The sequence below is a fragment of the Streptomyces sp. NPDC058221 genome, from assembly GCF_042882365.1.
Lineage (GTDB): Bacteria > Actinomycetota > Actinomycetes > Streptomycetales > Streptomycetaceae > Streptomyces.
Genome location: NZ_JBHVWF010000159.1, coordinates 1 through 16,716, shown reverse-complemented (window position 1 = coordinate 16,716; position 16,716 = coordinate 1). Strand labels below are relative to the sequence as shown.

Here is a 16,716-nt window from a genome sequence, read left to right as displayed (position 1 = left end):
AGCCGCAGGCCCGGCCCGCTCCTCGGAGCGGGCCGGGCCTGCGGCATGAGGGGCGGCCGTGTCCCGCCGGGCTCACTCCCCCGCCGGGACACGCTCCAGGAAGGGCTCCAGCAGGCCCTGGACGGCCTCGGCCGCGAAGCCCAGGCCCTCGGCCCCGTCCGCGTCGTACACCGTGTACGCGCCCGCTCCTGCGGCCGTCGTGGCAGTGATGTTCAGCAGTCCGGCCCGCCGCTGGAAGTAGGACTGGCGCACCGTCCAGCCGATCACCCCGGCCCGCTCCAGCGCGGCGGTGGAGCGGCGCAGCGCACCCGACCTGGTCACCAGGTACCCGCCGCTGAGCGCGTGCCCCAGTGCGCGGTAGGCGTCCCTGGCCAGCAGTACCCCGGCGGGCAGTCCCACGACCGCGCAGCCGAGCGCGATCCAGAGCAGGACGGGTGTCAGCAGGGAGCCGAGCAGGGCGAGGACGAGCACCGGGACGAGCACGGCCCACAGCGCCCGGCGCAGCCGCCGGCCGCGGGCGGCGGCGGGGTGCGTGGTGAGCGCGGTGCCGGTCGGGGACGTGGTCTCGCGCAGCACGGCGGCGGCGACGGAGTCGGCGACCGGCCTGGGAGCGGCGGGCAGCAGGGTGTTGTGGTCGCCGTGCTGTTCCTCGTCGTCCTTGGCCAGTCCGGTGGTGATGGCGTCGACCCTGGCGGCGCCCAGCAGCCGGACGCCGAGCGGCTCGACGAGGTCGACTCCGCGCAGCCGGCGCTCCTCGATGGAGACGGACCGGGAGGTGAGCAGGCCGCGCCGGATGCGCAGGGTGCCGCCGGGTTCGCGTTCGAGGTGGTAGTTCCACCACATCTCGACCCAGAGGCCCAGTGCGCCGACGATTCCGGCGAGGACCCCGGCGACGACGAGGAGCACGATCACGGAGAGCAGTGAGGTGTCCCGGTAGCGGTCGCCGACCCATTCGATGACCTGGCCCTGCGCGCCGAACCAGTCGCTGACCTGCATCACGGCCCCGGCCGCCGCCCCGCCGAGCGCGGGTGCGACGAAGGAGACCGGTGCGTAGCGGATCCAGCGCGGATCGAGGGTGACCAGCTCGCCCTCGACGTGACTGCCGGACGTGGCGGTGAGGCCCCGCTCCAGAAGGGCGCGGCGCAGCCGTTCGCCCTCGGACCGCAGGACCGGGTCGAGCTCCAGGGTGGATTCGCTGCCGGTGTGCTCGCCGGTGCCGATGCGGACCGTGACGACCCCGAGGAGGCGCTGAAGCAGATGGGCGGTGAGGTCGACGCTCCGGATGCGCTCCCGGGCCAGGGAGCGCTTCTTGACGAGCAGCAGGCCGGTGTGGAGTTCGACGCGGTCGGCGCCCACCCGGTAGCGGGTGCGGCGCCACCGTACGTAGTCGGTGCCGGCGCTGAAGGCGATCAGGAGGGCGGCGCCCAGGAGCACCCAGGCGAGGGCGGGGCCGAACCCGAGGCGGCCGGAGAGCCCGAGCGTGGTCGGCACGGCGGCGCCGGCGGCGACCCCGGCCGTGACCAGTGCGGTGAGCCAGACCGTTCGCCGGTCGAGCGACCGCCAGTCCCCGGACGGGGCGGCGGTGCTCATGTGGCGTCCCCGGGGGTGTCCTGGGTGATCCGGGTCAGCCGCTCGGCGAGGTCGGCCGCCAGTGCGTGGTCCAGGCCCTCGATCCGGACCGCGCCCTTGGCGGAGGCGGTGGTGACGGTGACCGTGGCGAGCCGGAAGAGCTGTTCGAGGGGGCCGCGCACGGTGTCCACGGTCTGGATCCGGGACATCGGCGCGATCCGCCACTCCTGCCACAGCACCCCCGTGCGGACGTACACCGCCTCGTCGGTGACCTCCCAGCGGTGCGTGCGGAACCACCAGAGAGGGAGCAGGACGGCGCAGCCGGCTCCGATCACCGCCAGGACCGCGGCGCTGAGCAGCAGCCAGAACCGGGCGGCCCCGAGAAACGCGCCCAGCACGGCCAGGACCACCACAGGCCCGGCCGTCAGCAGCAGCCACTGGGTCCGCCACCAGCCGACGACCCGCGGGTCCAGTGTGTTGGCGGGCGGCCTGAGCCGTACCGTCCCCTCCCCCGTGGACATCCGGTTCAGCGCCCCCTGCGCTCGCGGTACGCGGCGACGAGCGCGGCGGTCGAGCTGTCCAGCTGCTCGGCGCCCTCGCCCTCGGTCAGCACCGGCTCGATCTTCTTGGCGAGGACCTTGCCGAGTTCGACGCCCCACTGGTCGAAGGAGTCGATGTTCCAGACCGCGCCCTGGACGAAGACCTTGTGCTCGTAGAGCGCGATCAGCTGGCCGAGCACCGAAGGTGTCAGCCGGCCGGCGAGGATCGTCGTCGTCGGGTGGTTGCCGCGGAACGTCTTGTGCGGCACCAGCTCCTCGGCGACGCCCTCGGCACGCACCTCGTCCGGTGTCTTGCCGAAGGCCAGCGCCTGGGTCTGGGCGAAGAAGTTGGCCATCAGCAGATCGTGCTGGGCGATCAGGCCGGGCAGCAGGCCGTTGACCGGCTCGGAGAAGCCGATGAAGTCGGCCGGGATGACCTTGGTGCCCTGGTGGATCAGCTGGTAGTAGGCGTGCTGGCCGTTGGTGCCGGGGGTGCCCCAGACGACCGGTCCGGTCTGCCAGTCCACCGGGTTTCCGTCGCGGTCCACGGACTTGCCGTTGGACTCCATGTCCAGCTGCTGCAGGTACGCGGTGAACTTGGACAGGTAGTGGCTGTAGGGCAGCACGGCGTGCGACTGGGCGTCGAAGAACCCGCCGTACCAGACACCGAGCAGGCCCAGGAGCAGCGGGGCGTTCTCCTCGGCCGGGGCGGTGCGGAAGTGTTCGTCGACGAGGTGGAAGCCGTCGAGCATCTCGCGGAACCGGTCCGGGCCGATGGCGATCATCAGCGAGAGGCCGATGGCGGAGTCGTACGAGTAGCGGCCGCCGACCCAGTCCCAGAACTCGAACATGTTCGCGGTGTCGATACCGAAGTCCGCGACCTTCTCGCCGTTGGTCGACAGCGCCACGAAGTGCTTGGCCACCGCGTCCTGACCGGCCCTCAGACCCGTCAGCAGCCAGTCGCGGGCGGAGGTGGCGTTGGTGATCGTCTCGATCGTGGTGAACGTCTTCGAGGCGATGACGAAGAGCGTCTCGGCCGGATCGAGGTCGTGCACGGCCTCGTGCAGGTCGGCGCCGTCGACGTTGGAGACGAAGCGGACGGTGATCGAGCGGTCCGTGAAGGAGCGCAGCGCCTCGTACGCCATGGCGGGGCCGAGGTCGGAGCCGCCGATGCCGATGTTGACCACGTTCTTGATCGGCTTGCCGGTGTGGCCGGTCCACTCGCCGGACCTGACCCGCTCCGAGAAGGCCGCCATCTTGTCGAGCACCGCGTGCACGGCAGGCACCACGTTCTCGCCGTCGACCTCGATGACGGCGTCGCGCGGTGCGCGCAGCGCGGTGTGCAGGACGGCGCGGTCCTCGGTGGTGTTGATCTTGTCGCCGCGGAACATCGCGTCCCGCAGCCCGGCGACGCCGGTGGCTTCGGCGAGCTCGCGGAGCAGCCGGAGCGTCTCCTCGGTGACCAGCTGCTTGGAGTAGTCGACATACAGGTCGCCGACGCGCAGCGTGTAGGCGGTGCCGCGCTCCGGATCGTCCGCGAACAGTTCTCGCAGATGGGTCGCCCCGAGCTGCTCACGGTGCTTTCCCAGCGCGGTCCATTCCGGCGTCTGGTTGAGCCTGGTTCGGCTTTGTGCGTTCATCCCGGACATCAGCCCACTTCTTCTCGTAACCGCAGTTCCCCGCTGCCCCTCCAACTTAATTGATCAGGGCGGCGGACGGGACAACGGCGGGCTGCGGCACGGCAGAAGCATTCCGGCCGGGCACCTGGGGGTGTCCGGCCGGTGAACAGCTTCTGCAGAGGCGCGTGAGGTACTAGATCTCGCCGCGGAGTTTCGCGAGGGCTTCCGCGAGGATGGCCTCGCCGTCCTCGTCGCTGCGCCGCTCGCGCACGTACGCGAGATGCGTCTTGTACGGCTCGGTGCGCGGCGGGTCCGGCGGGCTGTCACGGTCCTGGCCGGCCGGGAAACCACACCGCGGGCAGTCCCAGGTCTCCGGTACCTGCGCGTCATGGGCGAAGCTCGGCTGCGTCTCGTGCCCGTTCGAGCACCAGAAGGAGATGCGGGCGCGTGGCGCGGACTCGCCGCGCTCGGCCTCCCCCATCGGCCCCGCTCCGACCCGGCTTCCCCGGATCGCGTTGCCACTTGCCACGGTCGTAACTCCCTGCGTGATGGTGCTCGAAGATGCCCCAGTCTACGTAAGGCCCAACGCGCGTCCAGTGATTGGAGTTACACCCTCACAGGAATCGCGTACGACGGGTCAGTTGTCCAGCTTGATGAGCAGACCAAGCACCACGATGCACGCGAACCATCCCAGACCGACCACGACGGTGATCCGGTCGAGGTTCCGCTCGGCGACCGAGGAACCGCCGACGGACGACTGCATGCCGCCACCGAACATGTCGGAGAGGCCGCCGCCCTTCCCCTTGTGCATCAGCACCAGCAGCATCAGCAGCAGGCTGAAGACGATCAGGGCGATCTCGAACCCCAAAATCACGGCTGGTCCCTACTTTCCGGAAATCCTGACTGCATGTGCGAACAACGGGGGCCGGGAGGCTGCCCTCCTCGGCCCCCGCAAGGGTACGACGGATCCGCGCTACCGCATACTCACTGGTCGCGGAAGCGGACGATCTTGACGAACTCGTCGGCGTCCAGAGCGGCGCCGCCGATCAGCGCGCCGTCCACATCGGGCTGCGCCATGATCGCGGCGACATTGCCCGACTTGACCGAGCCGCCGTACTGGATGCGGACCGCGTCGGCCAGCTCCTGCGAGTACAGCTCGGCGAGACGGCCGCGGATCGCACCGCAGACCTCCTGCGCGTCGTCGGGGGTGGCGACCTCGCCGGTACCGATGGCCCAGACCGGCTCGTAGGCGATCACGATGGACTCGGCCTGCTCGGCCGGGACGTCCTTCAGCGCGCCGTCCAGCTGGGCGAGCGTGTAGGAGACCTGCTCACCGGCCTTGCGGATGTCCAGGCCCTCGCCGACACAGAGGATCGGGGTGAGGCCGTGCTTGTACGCGGCCTTCACCTTCGCGTTGCAGACCTCGTCGGTCTCGGCGTGGTACTGACGGCGCTCGCTGTGTCCGACGGCGACGTAGGTGCACTTCAGCTTGGCGAGCATCGGGCCGGAGATCTCACCGGTGTACGCGCCGGAGTCGTGCGCCGAGATGTCCTGGGCGCCGTACTTGATCTTCAGCTTGTCGCCGTCGACCAGCGTCTGCACGGAGCGCAGGTCGGTGAAGGGCGGCAGGACGGCGACCTCTACGGCGTCGTAGTCCTTGTCGGCCAGGGCGAAGGAGAGCTTCTGGACGTGCGCGATGGCCTCGAGGTGGTTGAGGTTCATCTTCCAGTTGCCCGCCATCAGCGGGGTGCGGGTGGTCATGAAAGGTCAGTCCTCCAGTGCGGCGAGGCCGGGAAGCGTCTTGCCCTCGAGGTATTCGAGGCTGGCGCCGCCACCGGTCGAGATGTGTCCGAACGCGTTCTCGTCGAAGCCCAGGATGCGGACCGCGGCGGCGGAGTCGCCACCACCGACCACGCTGAAACCGGACGAGTCGACGAGGGCCTGGGCGACGGCCCGGGTGCCCTCGGCGAAATCGGGGTGCTCGAAGACGCCCATGGGGCCGTTCCAGAAGACGGTGGCCGCGTCGGCGAGCTTCGATGCGTAGAGCGTGTTGGTCTCCGGACCGTTGTCGAGCCCCATCTGGCCGGCCGGCATGGCGTCGGCGGCGACGGTGGTGGCCTGGGCCGGGGCCTTGGTCTTGAGGTCGGGGAACGCCGGGGCGACCACGACGTCGACGGGGAGCACGAACTCCACGCCCTTGTCCTCGGCGCGCTTGAGGTACTCCAGCACCACCGGGATCTGGTCCTCCTGGAGCAGCGAGCTGCCGACCTCGTGGCCCTGGGCCTTGAGGAAGGTGTACGCCATGCCGCCGCCGATGAGGATGCGGTCGGCCCGCTCCAGGAGGTGGTCGATGACGCCGAGCTTGTCGGAGACCTTGGCGCCGCCGAGGACGACCGCGTACGGCCGCTTCACATCGGTGGTGAGCTTCTTCAGGACGCCGACCTCGGTGGCGATGAGGTAGCCCGCGTAGTGCGGGAGCCGGGCCGGGAGGTCGAAGACCGAGGCGTGCTTGCGGTGCACGGCGCCGAAGCCGTCGCCCACGTACACGTCGGCGAGCTCGGCCAGCCGGTCGGCGAACGCGCCGCGCTCGGCGTCGTCCTTCGACGTCTCGCCGGCGTTGAAGCGGAGGTTCTCGATGACGGCGACCTTGCCGTCGGCCAGCGCGGCGACCGTGGCGCGGGCGGACTCGCCGACCGTGTCGGTCGCGAAGGCCACGTCGGTACCGAGCAGCTCACCGAGGCGGGTGGCCGCGGGCGCCAGCGAGAACGCCGGGTCGGGCGCGCCCTTCGGGCGGCCCAGGTGCGAGGCGACGACGACCCGGGCACCGGCCGCGGCCAGCTTCTCCACGGTCGGCTGCACGGCACGGATGCGGCCGTCGTCGGTGATGGTGGTGCCGTTGAGCGGCACGTTGAGGTCGGCGCGGACGAATACGCGCTTGCCGTTGACCCCTTCGGCGAGAAGTTCGTCGATCGTCTTCATCTTCTGGACTCCTTGGAAGGACGAGAGAGCATGCAACGGGGCTCGAACGGCGCTGCGTTGCGCTGTCCGAGCCCCGTGCTCACATCGAGGTGCCTGCCGAATCGAAGGTCAGAGCTGGCCGCCGACGAAGACGGTCAGGTCGACGAGGCGGTTGGAGTAGCCCCACTCGTTGTCGTACCAGCCGAGGATCTTCACCGTGCTGCCCTCCTGGACCATGGTCAGGGAGGAGTCGAAGGTGCAGGACGACGGGTCGCCGACGATGTCCGAGGACACGATCGGGTCCTCGGTGTACGTCAGGAAACCCTTGAGGTCGCCGTCGTCGGACGCCTTCTTGAACGCGGCGTTGACCTCGTCCTTGGTGACCTCGCGCTGCAGGGTCACGACGAGGTCGGTGGCGGAACCGGTCGGGACCGGGACACGCATCGCGATGCCGTCGAGCTTGCCCTTGAGCTGCGGGAGGACCAGGGCGGTTGCCTTGGCGGCGCCCGTCGTGGTCGGAATGATGTTCTCCGCGGCGGCGCGGGCGCGACGCAGATCGGAGTGCGGGAAGTCCAGGATCCGCTGGTCGTTCGTGTACGCGTGGACCGTCGTCATCAGGCCCTTGACGATGCCGAAGTTCTCGTCGAGAACCTTGGCCATCGGCGCCACACAGTTGGTGGTGCAGGAGGCGTTGGAGATGACGTGGTGGTTGGCCGCGTCGTACTTGTCCTGGTTGACACCCATCACGATGGTGATGTCCTCGTCCTTGGCCGGAGCCGAGATGAGGACCTTCTTGGCGCCGCCCGCGATGTGCTTGGCGGCGTCGGCCTTCTTCGTGAAGATGCCGGTCGACTCAATGACGATGTCGACGCCCAGCTCACCCCAGGGGATGTCGGCCGGGTTGCGCTCGGAGAGCACCTTGATGGTGTGACCGTCGACGGTGATGGTGTCGGCGGTGTGGCTGACCTCGGCCTTGAGACGACCCAGAATGGTGTCGTACTTCAGCAGGTGAGCCGTGGTCGCAGTGTCACCCAGGTCGTTGACAGCCACGATCTCGATGTCCGCACCCTGCTCCAGCAGCGCGCGGAAGTAGTTACGACCGATGCGGCCAAAGCCGTTGATGCCTACGCGGATCGTCACGAACCGATCTCCTCGTTAGGTACGCCGGTTTTAGACGCCGGCGAGTTTGTATGGGATGTCCCCGACCGCCTACGACCCTACCCCTCCGAGGCCGCCGGGGTGACATCGAGCAGGGCCGGACGAACGAGGGAGGCCCGTACTCCTCAGTAGGAGTACGGGCCTCCGGTTGTCCGGCCCCGTCCGCTGCGACGATTACGCAGTGTCAACGCCCCCGGGAACGTGGCGCGTTCCCGTGCCGCCCGAGAGCAAGGGTGCGGATCAGCCGACCAGGCCGTCGGCAAGCTCCTCGCTCAGGGTGGATTCCGTGCTCGGGATTCCCAGGTCCTGGGCCCGCTTGTCGGCCATCGCGAGGAGCCGGCGGATACGGCCCGCGACGGCGTCCTTGGTCAGCGGCGGGTCGGCGAGCGCACCCAGCTCCTCCAGGGAGGCCTGCTTGTGCTCCATGCGCAGCCGTCCGGCCGCCGCGAGGTGCTCGGGCACCTCCTCACCCAGGATCTCCAGCGCGCGCCCCACCCGGGCACCCGCGGCCACCGCGGCCCTGGCCGAACGCCGCAGGTTCGCGTCGTCGAAGTTGGCGAGCCGGTTGGCGGTGGCGCGGACCTCGCGCCGCATCCGCCGCTCCTCCCAGGCCAGCACCGACTCATGGGCGCCGAGCCGGGTGAGCAGGGCGCCGATGGCGTCGCCGTCACGGACGACGACCCGGTCCACGCCGCGCACCTCTCGGGCCTTGGCCGGGATGGAGAGCCGGCGGGCGGCGCCGACCAGCGCGAGGGCCGCCTCCGGGCCCGGGCAGGTCACCTCCAGTGAGGAGGAGCGCCCCGGCTCGGTGAGCGAGCCGTGCGCAAGGAAGGCCCCGCGCCAGGCGGCCTCCGCATCGCAGGTGGCCCCCGAGACCACCTGCGGGGGGAGCCCGCGGATGGGCCGGCCGCGGCCGTCCACCAGACCCGTCTGACGGGCCAGCTGGTCGCCGCCCGCCACCACCCGTACGACATAGCGGGAGCCGCGCCGCAGCCCGCCGGGTGCCATCACGATCAGCTCCGAGCTGTGCCCGAAGATTTCGAGGATGTCGCGCTTGAGCCGGCGCGCCGCCATCGCGGTGTCCAGCTCCGCCTCGATCACAATCCGGCCGCTCACCAGGTGCAGTCCACCCGCGAACCGAAGAATCGCCGAGACCTCTGCCTTCCTGCAGCAGGTCCGGGTTACGGGAAGCCGAGAGATTTCGTCCTTCACCGCTGGCGTCATCGCCATGGGCCGATCCTTCCATGCATCCGAAAAATACGGTCGTACGCGGCGGCCAACAGCTCCGGATCATGAATCGGAACGCCGTCGGGTGAGGCCACCGGCGCCAGCTCGACCGCGGCACCGAGCCGTTTTGCGGCATCGGCGAGGGACTCGCGGTCGGGCACAGCAGCCTCGTCGGCCAGCACCACGTCCAATGCTATTTTATGAGCGTGTCGTCCCAAAACCTCCAAATGACGCTGCGGAGAGAAGCCATCTGTTTCACCGGGTTGCGGCGCGAGGTTCAGCGAGAGCACCTTGCGGGCCTTTGTTTCGATCAGCGCGTCGAGCAGATCGGGGACGAGCAGATGGGGAATGACCGAGGAGAACCAGGAACCCGGACCGAGCACCACCCAGTCCGCGTCCAGCACCGCGGCGACCGCTTCCGGGACCGCCGGCGGGTCGGCCGGGACGACGTGCACGGACTGCACCTCGCCCGGCGTGAGCGCCACGGTGGCCTGGCCGCGGACCGTGTCCACCTCGTCCGGGCGCTCCGGATCGTGTCCCCGTACGAGCGCCTGGAGCTCCAGGGGCACGGCGGACATCGGGAGCACCCGGCCGTGCGCCCCGAGGAGCTTGCCGACCAGATCCAGGGCCTGGACGTGGTCACCGAGCTGCTCCCACAGGGCGACGATCAGCAGATTGCCGACGGCGTGCTCGTGCAGATCGCCCTTGGACTGGAAGCGGTGCTGGATGACCTGGGCCCACGTCTGGCCCCAGTCGTCGTCGCCGCACAGGGCGGCCAGCGCCTTGCGCAGGTCGCCGGGCGGCAGCACGCCCAGCTCCTCTCGGAGCCGGCCGCTGGAGCCGCCGTCGTCGGCGACGGTGACCACGGCGGTCAGATCACCGGTGATCCGGCGCAGCGCGGCCAGCGAGGCGGACAGGCCCATGCCGCCGCCGAGGGCGACGACCTTGGGCTGGGCGCCGCGCTTGCGGCCGGACAGCGCGGAGGTGGCCCTGCTCAGCCGGCGCAGACGCAGGTTGCGACTGGTCACTCGCGCCCCATGTCCCGATGCACGAGCACGGTCTCGATCCCTTCGGTGGCGAGCCTGGCCGCCAGCTTCTCCGACATGGCGACGGAGCGGTGCTTGCCGCCCGTACAGCCCACGGCGATGGTCACGTAACGCTTGCCCTCGCGGCGGTAACCCGCGGCGATGAGCTGGAGCAGCTCCGTGTACTGGTTGAGGAACTCCTTGGCGCCCGGCTGGTCGAACACGTAGTCCGAGACCTCCTCGTTGAGCCCGGTGAAGGGGCGCAGCTCGGGGACCCAGTGCGGGTTGGGCAGGAAGCGGCAGTCCACCACCAGGTCGGCGTCGACCGGCAGCCCGTACTTGAAGCCGAAGGACATCACCGTGGCGCGGAGCTCCGGCTCCTCGTCGCCGGCGAACTGGGCGTCCATCTTGGCGCGCAGCTCGTGCACGTTGAGGCTGGAGGTGTCGATCACCAGGTCGGCGTCGCCGCGCAGCTCGCGCAGCAGATCGCGTTCGGCGGCGATGCCGTCGACGATGCGGCCGTCGCCCTGGAGCGGGTGCGGACGGCGGACCGACTCGAAGCGGCGGACCAGCGCGTCGTCGGACGACTCCAGGAAGACGATCCGCCGGGTGACGCCCTTGGCCTCCAGGTCCGCGAGGGACTCCCGCAGATTGTCGAAGAAGCGGCGGCCCCGTACGTCGACGACGACGGCGATCCGGGCGACGTTGCCCTGCGACCTGGCGCCGAGCTCCACCATCGTGGGGATCAGCGCGGGCGGCAGGTTGTCCACGACGAACCAGCCGAGGTCCTCCAGACACTTGGCCGCGGTGCTGCGTCCGGCGCCCGACATACCGGAGATGATCACCAGTTCGGGAATGGCCACCGCGCTGTCGCCCGTCTCGTTCGGGGTGCCCGTACTCACGTGTGCTGCTCCGTCTGCTCGGTCCGTGCGGTCGTGCCCTTGTTCATCTTCGCGCTCAGTCATGTCGTGCTGCCCCCGTCGTCCTCTTCAATGATCTCTCCTGTGGCCGTGTTCACGGCGGGCGTGGCCGGGGTGGTCGAGGCGAGGGCGACGGCCACTGACTCCGCCGTCCTGCGGCCTATCCCCGGAACCTCGCAGATCTGGTCGATTGTCGCCTGCCTCAGCTTCTTCACGGAGCCGAAATGCTTGATCAGGGCCTGCTTGCGGGTCTCGCCGAGACCGGCCACGTCGTCCAGGGGGCTGGAGCGGATGCGCTTGGCACGCTTGGCGCGCTGGTAGGTGATGGCGAAACGGTGCGCCTCGTCGCGGATGCGCTGCAGGAGGTAGAGGCCCTCGCTGGAGCGGGGCAGCACCACCGGGTCGTCGTCATCGGGCAGCCAGACCTCTTCGAGGCGCTTGGCGAGGCCGCAGACGGCGATGTCGTCGATCCCCAGCTCGTCCAGTGCCCGCTTGGCCGCGGCGACCTGGGGCTGGCCGCCGTCGACCACGAGCAGCTGCGGCGGGTAGGCGAACCGCTTGGGCCGGCCGTCGTCCTCCCGGGGCTCGGCGGCGGATTCCGGGAGGGGACCGGCCGGTGCGGAGTCCGCCGGGACAGGGCCGGTGGGTGCGGGGCCGGTGAGTGCGGGGGCCTGCTCGGGGGCGTGTGCGGGGGCCTGTGCGCGGTTCTCCTCCCACTCCCCCGTGCGCTCCTTCTCCTGGAGGTAACGGCGGAAGCGCCGGCCGATCACCTCGTGCATCGAGCGGACGTCGTCCTGTCCCTCGAAGCTCTTGATCTGGAAGCGGCGGTACTCCCCCTTGCGCGCCAGCCCGTCCTCGAAGACCACCATCGAGGCCACCACGTCGTCGCCCTGGAGGTGGGAGATGTCGAAGCACTCGATGCGCAGCGGGGCCGTGTCCAGGCCGAGCGCCTCGGCGATCTCCTCCAGGGCCCGGGAGCGGGTGGTCAGGTCGGAGGCGCGCTTGGTCTTGTGCAGCCCCAGGGCCTGCTGGGCGTTGCGCTGGACCGTGGCCATCAGGTCCTTCTTGTCGCCGCGCTGCGGGATGCGCAGGCTGACCTGGGAGCCCCGGCGCTCAGCCAGCCACTGGGAGACCGCGTCCGGGTCCTCGGGCAGTGCCGGGACGAGGACCTCCTTGGGGACGGCGTCCCCGGCCTCTTCCCCGTACAGCTGCTGGAGCGCGTGCTCGACCAGGCCCGAGGTGTCGACGTTCTCCACCTTGTCGGTGACCCAGCCGCGCTGTCCGCGCACCCGGCCGCCCCGGACGTGGAAGATCTGGAGAGCGGCCTCCAGCTCGTCCTCGGCGACCGCGATGAGGTCGGCGTCGGTGGCGTCGGCGAGCACGACGGCACTCTTCTCCATCGCCCGCTTCAGCGCCTCGGCGTCGTCACGGAGCCGGGCGGCCCGCTCGTACTCCATGTCCTCGGCCGCCGCCATCATGTCCTTCTCCAGGCGGCGGATGTACGTCCCGGTGCGGCCGGCCATGAAGTCGCAGAAGTCGTCCGCCAGTTCGCGGTGCTCCTCGGGGGTGACCCGGCCGACGCAGGGGGCCGAGCACTTGCCGATATAGCCGAGGAGGCAGGGGCGGCCGGTCCTGGCGGCGTTCTTGAAGACGCCGGCGGAGCACGTGCGGACGGGGAAGACCCGCAGCATCAGGTCGACCGTCTCGCGGATCGCCCAGGCGTGGCCGTACGGACCGAAGTAGCGCACGCCCTTCTTCTTGGCGCCGCGCATCACCTGGACACGCGGGAACTCCTCGTTGAGCGTGACGGCGAGGTACGGATAGCTCTTGTCGTCGCGGTACTTGACGTTGAACCGCGGGTCGTACTCCTTGATCCAGGAGTACTCCAGCTGAAGCGCCTCGACCTCCGTGGAGACGACGGTCCACTCCACGGACGCGGCGGTGGTCACCATCGTGCGCGTACGCGGATGGAGGCCCGACAGGTCCTGGAAGTAGTTGGCCAGGCGCTGGCGCAGGTTCTTCGCCTTCCCGACGTAGATCACCCGGCGGTGTTCGTCGCGGAATTTGTAGACCCCCGGGGAGTCGGGGATCTGTCCCGGCTTGGGGCGGTAGCTGGAGGGGTCTGCCATACCTCCCACCCTACTTGCGGGCAGTGACAGCGCGGCCTGCCCGTGGGCGGCGCCGTGCTCCGGAACGCGTGTTGGGGGGCACGCGTCCCGGAGCACGGGGTCATCGGGCGGTGGCGTCCGCCGCTCGCACCCGGGGGCGCGGTGCCGGGCGGCTCACCTGGCCCGGCGGCGGCGCAGGGCCGTGACGCCACACAGAGCGAGTACGGCGAGGGCGCCCAAGGCCGCGGCTCCGGAGGTCGCGGTCAGCGCGGTGCCGGCGCCGGCCGCCGCCTCGACGGCCGGCCCTGGGCTCGCGGCGGTGGCCGGCGGCCGTCCGGCGGCGGGCTGTGCCCCGGCGGGCCCGTAGCCGCCGGCCCGGCCCGAGCGGTCGTAGCCGGAACCGGGGAGCTTGTCCGCGTACGCGGCCCTCACCCTCGTGCGGTAGGCGGCCAGGGTGGTGCCGTCCGCGCCGACCGCCCCCACCGCGTCCCGGTCCAGCGGAAGCACCCGGCTGCCCTTCTGGACGTACCAGGCGTCTATCTGCGGCTCGCGGAAGACGGTGCCGCCGGGCAGCTTGCGGGCACCCGCGGCCGTGTACCGGGCCTCGTCGTCACCGGTGGCGATGTTCACCACCTGCCAGTGCCCGTCCTTCCCCGGCCCGGGGAGTGTCCACAGGGACGCTTTCTGTCCGTCCGAGGAGACGGCGGTGCTGGCGAGGTAGTCCGGCTCGGCGACGGAGGCTCCCGGCTCACCGGCGACGAAGTCCGCGGACAGCGTGCGCACCGGCACGGCGGCGCCCTCGATCCGTGGGGCGGCCGCCGCCCTGGTGACCGTGCCCTCCCGGGCGAAGAACCGGGAGAGCGTGTCCAGGGTGGCGGCCTCGGTGGCCGCGTCATGGGCCGCTGCCAGGGCCGCCGGGGTGAGAGCGGGGCCGTCGGCGGCGGCCGCCTGCGGGGTGGCGACGGTGAGCAGGGCTGTCCCGGCCAGCACACCGCCAGCGGCGAGGGCCGCGACGGCGGAGCGGACGGTACGGGCGGTGGGGCGCGGGGAAGCGGTGGAGGTCATGCCGTCACGCCCCGATCCGGTAGAGCGAATGGGTCCAGGAGAACTCGCTGTTGTTCACGTACCAGTCGTGCGAGGCCCAGTTGTAGCGGTTGTCGGAGGGCCACGGGTCGCCCCAGTACACCCAGCTGTTCGCCTCGTCGTATCCGTACAGGACGTGCATGTGGCCGCCGCCCGACGACCACTGGATACGGGTCTCCACCGGCCGCCCGGCGGCAATCTCGGCCTCGACGGTGGGGTAGCCCAGCCAGCCGGTGACGTACGAACCGGGGTTGATACCGGCCCAGTACAGGCCGTCCTGGACATTGCCGAGCGTGGCCTGCGAGTTGGGGCACTCGTCGCCCTGGGCCCGGCCGAACGCGGCGTTGCAGAACTCGTTCTGGGTGTGGTTCCGGCCGAACCAGGCGGCGACCGTGTTGCCCGAGGCGGCCCAGCACCAGTTGGTCTTCTGCTGGGCCTGCATGGTGATGTTCAGCCGCTGGGCCGCTGCGAGCGTACCGGCGGCGGGTGCGGAGCGGGCCTGGTCCGCCGCGGTGGCGGTCGCCGTGGGCAGGGCGAGCAGTACGGCGACGAGAACGGCCGTCACCGACAGCCGTCGCTGCCTGGCTCTTCGGTTGCGCATGGCGTTCCTCCCGGGGCGGGGGTGGGGGTTCCAAGGAGCGCGTCCGGACGCTGTCGAGGAGCATCAACCGTTGTCGGGAACGGGTCAACACGCTTCAATGCGGGGGAACATCGCGGTGTGAACGCCAGGGACGCACGCGTGAACGCCTCCCCCTGGCCACCTGCGGCCCGGCATCCGTCGGCGCGCCCAGGGGGCCGCGCGACGTGAACGTTCACCTGGAGGACCCATGCAGCACACCGAGGCCGAACTGGCGCAGGTGCTGCACACCGGCCCGTTCCACCTCGCGCTGCGCACCGCGCTCGCGGTGCGCGGGCTGCCGCTCCAGCGGGTGCAGCACCATCTGGCGCACCGCGGGGTGAAGGTCGGTGTGACGAGCCTGAGTTACTGGCAGCAGGGGGCCAGGCGTCCGCAGCGCCCGGAGTCCCTGCGGGCCGTGAAAGCGCTGGAGGAGGTGCTGGAGCTGCCGGGGAACTCGCTGCTGGCACTGCTGGGAGCCGGGGAGCCCCGCACGGAGGCCGACCGCCCGCCGGCCCGCTCGTACCGTTCTCTGGTGGACGCGTCCGGCGCGGTCGAGCGGCTGCTCGCCGCGATGGAGTCACCCGCGGACGGCGGGCTGCACACGGTGGGGCACCAGGAACGGGTGCGGATCGGGCCCGGCCGTCAGATGCAGCGCCGGAACTCGCAGCACGTGGTGCGCGCCCACCGTGACGGGATCGACCGCTATCTCGCCGTGTACCGGGGCGATCCGGGGTGCGATCCGGCGCGCGTCGGGGTGAGTGCCCGGGAGAACTGCCGGACGGGGCGGGTCCGCTGGGACGTGGAGGCGGGGGTGCTGGTCGCCGAGCTGCTCTTCGACACCCGGCTGCGCGCGGGCGAGACGTACCTCTTCGGCTACGGCTTCGAGGACGGTACGGGCGGGCCGTGCGGCGAGTACGTGCGCGGCTTCAGCTTCGGCGGCGGGCAGTACGTGCTCCAGGTCCGGTTCGACGAGGAGGCGCTGCCGGTCCGGTGCCGGCGCTTCGCCCAGGTGTCCACGGGGGCGCCGCGCGGCGCCCGGACGGACCTCACACTCACCGGCCGCCACCGGACGGTCCACCTGGTGGAGCAGGGAGTGCGGCCCGGCCTGGTCGGTATCGACTGGGACTGGGAGTGAGCCGGCCGCCGTCCCTGTCGGGCGGGCCGGTTCAGGCGTCGGGCCTCATCGGCCGGTTGCCTCATCGGCCGGTTCAGGCGTCGGGGCCCGCGACCAGCCGCCCGCCCTCGACCCTGACCGGGACGGAGGGCAGCGGCACGGTCGCCGGACCGTGCACGGCCTTGCCGGTGGTGGTGTCGAAGCGGCTGCCGTGGCACGGGCAGTGCCCCTCGTTCTTCTCGACCTTGTCCAGCAGGCAGCCCGCATGGGTGCACTGGGCGCTGAACGCCTTGTACTGCCCCTTGGCGGGGCAGGTGACGATGACGCGCTCCTCGCGGTAGAGCTTGGACTCGCCGACAGGGACCTCGTCCGGGGCGCCGAGCTCGACGGGTGCGGTGGGCGTCGGGGTCTGGGCGTGCCCGAGCTTGGAGTCGGTCGAGCAGGCGGCCACTCCCAGCCCGGCGACGCCGGCGAGAGCGGCGCCCTTCAGCACGGTACGGCGGGCGGCGGGCTGGCCGGACATGCGGTCTCCACTGGTCAGAGGGGTTCGGTGCGGTGCCAGAGGTGCCTGGGACAGCAGAGGCGGCGCAGGCTCGGTGACGTAACCGACGATACCGGCGCAGACGGACGGTGCTGCGCCCGGCCCGGCCGCACCCGATCGTGCCTGGTCAGCCTCGGGTGGGCGGCACGGCGAAGCGGCACGGCGAAGCGGCACGGCGAAGCGGCACGGCGAAGCGGCACGGCGAAGCGGCACGGCGAAGCGGCACGGCGAAGCGG

General features: G+C 71.0%; 16 protein-coding genes. 1 reads left to right on the top strand and 15 read right to left on the bottom strand.

Annotated elements, in window-relative coordinates; all coding sequences use genetic code 11:
* Nucleotides 1-72 precede the first annotated feature (72 nt).
* The 14 genes from ACFVW8_RS33310 to ACFVW8_RS33245 all read right to left on the bottom strand — a co-directional run bounded on the left by ACFVW8_RS33310 (nucleotide 73) and on the right by ACFVW8_RS33245 (nucleotide 14,807).
* Nucleotides 73-1,590, bottom strand: coding sequence for a PH domain-containing protein (locus ACFVW8_RS33310; protein ID WP_389696696.1), 1,518 nt, complete (start codon nucleotides 1,588-1,590; stop codon nucleotides 73-75).
* Nucleotides 1,587-2,090 carry a PH domain-containing protein gene (locus ACFVW8_RS33305; protein WP_389696694.1) on the bottom strand — a complete coding sequence of 168 codons (504 nt, stop codon included), beginning with the start codon at nucleotides 2,088-2,090 and terminating at the stop codon, nucleotides 1,587-1,589. The genes ACFVW8_RS33310 and ACFVW8_RS33305 overlap by 4 nt, the downstream gene beginning before the upstream one ends.
* A 5-nt stretch (nucleotides 2,091-2,095) precedes the next feature.
* A complete protein-coding gene (gene pgi, locus ACFVW8_RS33300) occupies nucleotides 2,096-3,748 on the bottom strand; it encodes a glucose-6-phosphate isomerase (RefSeq protein ID WP_389696698.1) in 1,653 nt (550 codons plus the stop codon).
* 172 nt (nucleotides 3,749-3,920) lie between these two features.
* The gene (locus ACFVW8_RS33295) at nucleotides 3,921-4,256 is read right to left on the bottom strand and encodes an RNA polymerase-binding protein RbpA (protein ID WP_078617917.1); all 336 of its coding nucleotides are present in this window, start codon (nucleotides 4,254-4,256) and stop codon (nucleotides 3,921-3,923) included.
* Between the two features lie 108 nt (nucleotides 4,257-4,364).
* Nucleotides 4,365-4,601, bottom strand: a complete 237-nt coding sequence (gene secG, locus ACFVW8_RS33290) for a preprotein translocase subunit SecG (RefSeq protein ID WP_018104607.1) — start codon at nucleotides 4,599-4,601, stop codon at nucleotides 4,365-4,367.
* 110 nt (nucleotides 4,602-4,711) lie between these two features.
* Entirely contained in the window at nucleotides 4,712-5,488 is a 777-nt protein-coding gene (tpiA, locus tag ACFVW8_RS33285) for a triose-phosphate isomerase (protein WP_389696691.1), read from the bottom strand.
* A 6-nt stretch (nucleotides 5,489-5,494) separates the two neighbouring features.
* A complete protein-coding gene (locus ACFVW8_RS33280; protein ID WP_389696689.1) occupies nucleotides 5,495-6,706 on the bottom strand; it encodes a phosphoglycerate kinase in 1,212 nt (403 codons plus the stop codon).
* A 108-nt stretch (nucleotides 6,707-6,814) separates the two neighbouring features.
* On the bottom strand, nucleotides 6,815-7,825 hold the full coding sequence (gene gap / locus ACFVW8_RS33275) for a type I glyceraldehyde-3-phosphate dehydrogenase (protein WP_389261314.1): 1,011 nt from the start codon (nucleotides 7,823-7,825) through the stop codon (nucleotides 6,815-6,817).
* 258 nt (nucleotides 7,826-8,083) lie between these two features.
* Nucleotides 8,084-9,073, bottom strand: a complete 990-nt coding sequence (gene whiA, locus ACFVW8_RS33270) for a DNA-binding protein WhiA (RefSeq protein WP_384132830.1) — start codon at nucleotides 9,071-9,073, stop codon at nucleotides 8,084-8,086.
* Nucleotides 9,064-10,098 carry a uridine diphosphate-N-acetylglucosamine-binding protein YvcK gene (yvcK, locus tag ACFVW8_RS33265; RefSeq protein ID WP_389696686.1) on the bottom strand — a complete coding sequence of 345 codons (1,035 nt, stop codon included), beginning with the start codon at nucleotides 10,096-10,098 and terminating at the stop codon, nucleotides 9,064-9,066. The genes whiA and yvcK overlap by 10 nt, the downstream gene beginning before the upstream one ends.
* Nucleotides 10,095-11,060 (bottom strand): RNase adapter RapZ, encoded by a 966-nt coding sequence (gene rapZ, locus ACFVW8_RS33260; RefSeq protein WP_389696684.1) that lies wholly within the window; start codon nucleotides 11,058-11,060, stop codon nucleotides 10,095-10,097. The genes yvcK and rapZ overlap by 4 nt, the downstream gene beginning before the upstream one ends.
* On the bottom strand, nucleotides 11,057-13,144 hold the full coding sequence (uvrC, locus tag ACFVW8_RS33255) for an excinuclease ABC subunit UvrC (protein WP_389696682.1): 2,088 nt from the start codon (nucleotides 13,142-13,144) through the stop codon (nucleotides 11,057-11,059). Before uvrC ends, rapZ begins: the two co-directional genes overlap by 4 nt.
* A gap of 153 nt (nucleotides 13,145-13,297) precedes the next feature.
* The gene (locus ACFVW8_RS33250; RefSeq protein ID WP_389696680.1) at nucleotides 13,298-14,188 is read right to left on the bottom strand and encodes a hypothetical protein; all 891 of its coding nucleotides are present in this window, start codon (nucleotides 14,186-14,188) and stop codon (nucleotides 13,298-13,300) included.
* A 4-nt stretch (nucleotides 14,189-14,192) separates the two neighbouring features.
* A complete protein-coding gene (locus ACFVW8_RS33245) occupies nucleotides 14,193-14,807 on the bottom strand; it encodes a papain-like cysteine protease family protein (RefSeq protein ID WP_389696678.1) in 615 nt (204 codons plus the stop codon).
* Between the two features lie 226 nt (nucleotides 14,808-15,033).
* Here ACFVW8_RS33245 and ACFVW8_RS33240 point away from each other — a divergent pair, with 226 nt between their 5' ends.
* The gene (locus ACFVW8_RS33240; protein ID WP_389696676.1) at nucleotides 15,034-15,960 is read left to right on the top strand and encodes a hypothetical protein; all 927 of its coding nucleotides are present in this window, start codon (nucleotides 15,034-15,036) and stop codon (nucleotides 15,958-15,960) included.
* Between the two features lie 73 nt (nucleotides 15,961-16,033).
* Here ACFVW8_RS33240 and ACFVW8_RS33235 read toward each other — a convergent pair whose 3' ends face one another.
* Nucleotides 16,034-16,462, bottom strand: coding sequence for a Rieske 2Fe-2S domain-containing protein (locus tag ACFVW8_RS33235; RefSeq protein ID WP_389696674.1), 429 nt, complete (start codon nucleotides 16,460-16,462; stop codon nucleotides 16,034-16,036).
* Between the last annotated feature and the right edge of the window lie 254 nt (nucleotides 16,463-16,716).